The organism is Longimicrobiaceae bacterium (genome assembly GCA_036375715.1).
GTDB lineage: Bacteria > Gemmatimonadota > Gemmatimonadetes > Longimicrobiales > Longimicrobiaceae > DASVBS01.
This window is the reverse complement of the sequence record DASVBS010000037.1, coordinates 1-5,630: the sequence shown is the minus strand read 5'-3', so window position 1 is coordinate 5,630 and position 5,630 is coordinate 1. Positions and strand designations below refer to the sequence as shown.

At 65.3% G+C, this 5,630-nt stretch carries 2 protein-coding genes; both read right to left on the bottom strand.

Features of this window, described 5'->3' with window-relative positions; all coding sequences use genetic code 11:
- Window positions 1-242: 242 nt before the first annotated feature.
- On the bottom strand, window positions 243-1,808 hold the full coding sequence (locus tag VF167_07845; protein ID HEX6925327.1) for a RagB/SusD family nutrient uptake outer membrane protein: 1,566 nt from the start codon (window positions 1,806-1,808) through the stop codon (window positions 243-245).
- Between the two features lie 44 nt (window positions 1,809-1,852).
- Entirely contained in the window at window positions 1,853-4,909 is a 3,057-nt protein-coding gene (locus VF167_07840) for a TonB-dependent receptor (protein ID HEX6925326.1), read from the bottom strand.
- Window positions 4,910-5,630 lie beyond the last annotated feature (721 nt).

The following is a 5,630-nucleotide window of genomic DNA, read 5'->3' as shown; positions in this document are numbered from 1 at the left end:
GACCGGTCTACGTCGGGCAACTTAGCGAGCAAGAAAAGGTTATCCGCCGGCTGCACGACCGGAAAAGCGCACACCCTTACAGGTGTGGACTGTTACCTATGTGTCCGGTCTAAAGTGTTAACCATGTGGCCGGTCGTTCAGAGGGACCTGCACCTCCTTCGCGGCGCAGGTCCCTCGTGGTTACGAGACAGGATCAGGAGGGCGGTCCATCTCCGTGTCTCCGTGTCTCCTTGTCAGCCCGGCTAGTATCCCGGATTCTGCCCCAGATCCGGGTTCAGGTCGAGCTCCTTGAGCGGGATCGGCCACAGGTAATCCCGGGCCGGGTCGAAGAACCGGTTGTCCGCGAGGATGGTCTCGACCTCGCCCTCGGAGTTGATGTAGTCGATGCCGTAGCTGCGACCCGGCATGACCTGCTCGGCGATCCGCCAGCGGCGGATGTCGAAGAGGCGCAGCCCCTCGAGCGCCAGCTCGACGCGACGCTCGTGCCGGACGATCTCCCGCAGCTCGGCCTGCGAGTGGCTGCCTGTGATGGGCGGCAGGCCGGCCCGATCGCGCACCAGGTTGAGCGCGTCGTAGACCGACTGGTCGATCTGATTCAGCTCGACCTTCGCCTCCGCGTACATCAGCAGCACGTCGGCGTAGCGCAGGATGATGAAGTCGAGCCCGCTGTTGTTCGGATCCTCGCGGTCCGCCGGATCGACGTATTTGATCTGCTGATAGCCCGTGGCGGTGGCGTTGAAGTCGTTCTTCACCCGGTCCGGCGTGGGGCTGTCGGGCAGGGAGTTGTAGACCTCACCATCGAAGATGGCGCCCGGGTAGAGCAGAGTGCCGTACATCCGCAGGTCGCGGTTCTCGTACGGGTTCTCCGGGTCGTACAGCGGAGACTCATCGATCGGCAGGCCGTCGATCATGGTGTACGAGTCCACCAGCGAGCGGAGCGGCACGATGGTGCTGCCACCCAGCATCGAGCGCGGAGCATAGTCGGCGAAGACTCCGTGGCTTCGCTGGCCCTTCATGTAGCGCTCGGCCAGGATGATCTCCGGGTTATCCTCGCCGGCGTAGCGGAAGAGGTTGGTGTAGTCGGGGTACAGCTCGTAGCCGTATTCCGGCTTCATCACCTCCGCCGCTGCCGCCGCCGCAACGTCCCAGCGGGATTCCCACAGCGCCGCGCGCGCCTTCAGTGCGTACGCCGCCCCGCGCGTCACCCGCCCCCGCTCCGACTCCGGGTAGCTGACCGGGAGGACGCTGGCGGCGAAGTCCAGATCCGCCAGCACCTGGTCGATGACCTGCGCGCGCGGGGTCCGGGTGAGCTCCTGGCTTTCCGGGATCGAGATCGGCTCCAGGACGAGCGGCACGTCTCCAAACAGGTTCGCCAGCATCATGTAGTGGTACGCGCGGTGGAAGCGCGCCTCACCCTTGATGCGGTCGCGGAGCTGCTCGTTCATTTCCGGAATCCGGTCGATGTTGGCGAGCAGCTCGTTCGCTCGCCGGATCGCCTGGTACGATTGGTTGAAGATGTTCTCGACCGTGCCGTTCGCCGCGTCCAGAGTACCGTTGCCGATCAGGTACCAGTCGTCGAACGACTTGTGCGCCCAGGCGTTGTCCGAGGCGGCATCGAACTCCGTCACCTCGTAGCCGAAGAGGAGCGGGTACAGCGCGTTGACGCTGAGAATGGCGTCCTTCTCCTGGGTCCAGAAGACCTCGTCGGAGAGCTGGTCCGGTGGCACCGTCGTCAGGAAGGAGTCGTCGCAGGCGGATGACGCCAGCGCCACCCCGAGCACGAGTGCCAAAGCTGCAAAGCGTTTCATCTATCGCTATTCGAGAGTAGACACAGTCACGGATCTTCCGACCATCAGAACTGCACCGAAGCGCCGATCGAGACGGTCCGGGTCTGCGGGTACATGTTCCCTCGCCCGGAGGGGGCCTCCGGATCCAGCACCAGGTCGTCGCTCTTGGTGAAGGTCAGCAGGTTCTGCCCGGAGACGTAGATCCGCACACGGTCGGCGTTGAGGCGCTCCGTCAGCGACGACGGCAGGGTGTAGCCGAGCTGCGCGTTCTTCACCTTCAGGTAGGAGGCGTCGAACACCCAGTAGTCGCTCGCCTGGTGGTTGTGCGTCGTGCGCAGCGTCGGCTTCGGCATGCGGCCGTTGGGATTCTCGGGCGTCCAGCGGTCGAGCCACGCGGTGGTGGTGTAGTTCTCCCAGAAGGGGCCCTCGACCAGCGCACCCTGCACCCAGTAGTCCACGTCCCATGCACCCTGGAAGAAGACGCTGGCATCGAAGTTCTTCCAGCCGGCCGTCCAGCTCGAACCGTAGGTGAACTTGGGCATGTCGTTGCCGATCGGCACGCGGTCGGCTTCGTTGATCACGCCGTCGTTGTTCTGGTCGACATAGCGAATGTCGCCGGGTCCGGTGACCGGGTGCTGCTTGGCGTGCGCGTCGACCTCCTCCTGCGTCTGGAAGAGCCCGTCGGACTCCCAGCCGAACATGGTGCCGAGCGGCTGGCCTTCCGCGATCAGCCAGATACCGTCGATGAAGGGGCCCGCGTCGGCCAGGTCGAGCACCTTGTTCCGGTTCTGCGAGACGTTGAAGTTGGCGGAGTAGTAGAAGTCTCCCACCGCGTCGTTCCAGCCGAGTGCCGCCTCCCAGCCGGTGTTGCGGATCGACAGCGCGTTCTGCACCGGCGGGTCGAGCCCGATCATGCCGGAGATGTCCAGCTCGCGCAGAATGTCGTTGGTGTCCTTGCGATAGATGTCGCCGACGAAGGTGAGCCGGCCGTCGAAGAAGGAGGCGTCGATGCCGAAGTCGGTCATCGTCGTCTTCTCCCACGAAATGTCCTGGTTGGCCAGCGCCTCCTTGGCGGCGCCGTTGACCAGCTCGTCGCCGAAGATGTAGTCCCGATTCCCACCACCCAGCACGATGCGCGGGTAGTACGAGTAGAGGTCGATGTCCTGGTTGCCCATGCGGCCCCAGGAGCCGCGCACCTTCAGCTCGCTGATCCAGGGGATGTTGAAGAAGGGCTCCTCGGAGATGCGCCACCCGGCGGAGAAGGAGGGGAAGAAGCCGAAGCGATTCCCCTTGGCGAAGCGGCTCGAGCCATCGTAGCGGGCGTTCGCCTCGAAGAGGTAGCGGCCCAGGTAGCTGTAGTTGATCCGGCCGAAGCCCGAGCGGAGGGCCCACTCGTTGGAGGTGCCCCAGGTGTCTTCCTGCGACGCGTCGCCGACGTTGATCTCCCGCAGCTCGTTGTTGTAGAAGCCGCGCCGGATCGCCCGGATCTCACGCCAGGTGCGGTTGGTCTGGTCGTAGCCGACCATCGCCGTGAGGTCGTGGTCGCCGAAGGTCCGCGTGTACTCCAGCAGGCCGCGCAGGTAGATCTCGGTGTCGCGCGACATGCGGTTGTCCAGCTGGTTCGGCGTCACCGACTTGCGGATGACCGACGGATCCCAGTAGTCGCGGAAGAAGACCTCGTTGCGCCAGTCGCGGTACTCCCAGTCGCCGAGTTGGACGGAGGCCTGCGTGCGGATCGCCAGCCCGTCGAGGAGGTCGTAGTCGGCGCGGGTGTTGAGCAGCCCGTGGCGATAGGTGCGCGTGCGGGTGCCGTACGCCTCGGCGTAGGCGAGCGGGTTGTGCCCGTTGTCGCTCCAGCCGTAGGTGCCGTCCGGGTACTTCGCCACCGTCATCGGCGGGGTGTCGTGGAACATGTTCCAGAGCACGCCGCCCATGTTGTTGGGCTCCATGTCCGACGAGCGGCGGAGCGCCAGGTCGGCGCCCAGGTGCAGCTTCGAGGTCGGGTAGAAGTCCGTATTGAGGCGCAGTCCGTACCGGTCGGCACGGGTGTTCGGGATCATCCCCTCCTGATCCAGGTAGTTCAGCGACAGCGAGTAGGTCGCCAGGTCGTTGCCTCCCCGCATGCTCAGGGTGTGGTCCTGGATCGGCGCGGGATCGAAGATCACGTCGAGCCAGTCGGTGAAGGGGTACTTGAGCGGGTCGACGCTGGGGTCGCCGCGGACCGCCTTCAGCGTATTCTGGATGTATTCCTCCGAGTACTTCGGCTCGAAGCCGGCGTTTACGTACGCTTCGTTGATGAGGCGCATGTACGGCTCCGGCCCCAGCATCTCGGGGAAGGTCTGCACGCCCTGGATGCCGTAGTAGCCGTCGTAGCTGAAACGGATGTCATCGCTCGCCTGACCCCGGCGGGTGGTCACCAGGATGACGCCGTTGGCCGCGCGCGAGCCGTAGATCGCGGCGGACGCCGCGTCCTTGAGGACCGAGATGCTCTCGATGTCGTTCGGGTCGAGGGCGTTGAGGTCTCCGGCCACGCCGTCGATGAGGATCAGCGGCGAGGTGCTGTTGGTCGAGCCGCGGCCGCGGATGAAGAACATCGTGGCAGCGTCGCCAGGGCGGCCGCCGCGGTCGATGACCGTGAGTCCGGGCGCCACGCCCTGCAGGGCTTCCGTGATGTTGGCCACCGGACGCTTCTCCAACTCGGTGGCCTGCACGGCGGCCACGGAGCCGGTCACGTTGACCCGCTGCTGGGTTCCGTAGCCGACCGCGACGATCCCCTCGAGCTCGATGGCCGATGCGGTGAGGACCAGGTTCGAGGTGGCGGTCTGCCCGGCGGTGACCGTCACGGTGGCGGTGGCATCGGCGTAGCCGATCATGCGCGCCCGGATGGTCTGCTCGCCGGCCGGCACGCTGGCGATGGTGAAGCTTCCGGTGTTGTCGCTCAGTGCGGTGAGGGCGGTCCCTTCGACGCTCACGGTTGCGCCGGAGAGGGGACGGCCGTCGTCCGCCGTCACGGTCCCGGCGATCTGGCCGGTGGACTGTGCGGCGAGCGGTCCTTGCGTGGCGATCAGAGCCGTCGCCACGAAGGCGAACAAGCTTTTGATGCCGAACCTCCGTCCTTTCATCCAGAACCTCCAGAGGGGTTGAGAGATATCCCGAGAGGTGCCTCGGCAAGGCGAGGAAGCGGCTCCCGGGCGGGGCTTCGCCGCGCACTCTGCGCGGTCGGGTGGTCCAGCGGAGTCAGCGCCTCGTTCCGCACCATGGGAAAGGGAAGAGGGGCGTCGCACGAGGACGTGCGGTATTGCGACCGGAGCACGGTCGCGCCGGCCGAAGCTCACGACCGGCCCCGGAAGGCCGATCGGGAGTGGAGAGGAGGAGTTCCGTCCGTGAAGGAAAGCGCAGAACAGGCGTCGATGGATCCCGCCAGCCTGCTTGCGTGGGGTTTCAGCGATATCGATAACTCTCAGCGATATCGATAATGCGCAGTCACAGCTTTGTCAATCCACATGCGGTTGGTGTGCTACTCGGGTGGGGGCGGGCTGGAGAAGGAGACAAGGGGGTGACAGGGTGACAAGGTGTGACAAGGTGACAAGGTGACAAGGAGTTGATATGAGAAGGCCGACCTCGGCTGGTCACGGCGTCACCATACCGCAGTGCGCCAGGGAGTCGACTCAGGGGCGAGCGAATCCGAGCCTTCGACCGCCAGATCGAGGAGACGATCGCAGCACACTACCCGGAGGCGCGGCGACTCCAACAGATCAAAGGAGTCGGTCCGGTGACCGCGCTCGCCTTTGTCTTGTTGATCGAGGATCCCAGCCGATTCTCTGCCAGCCGAGAGGTGGGAGC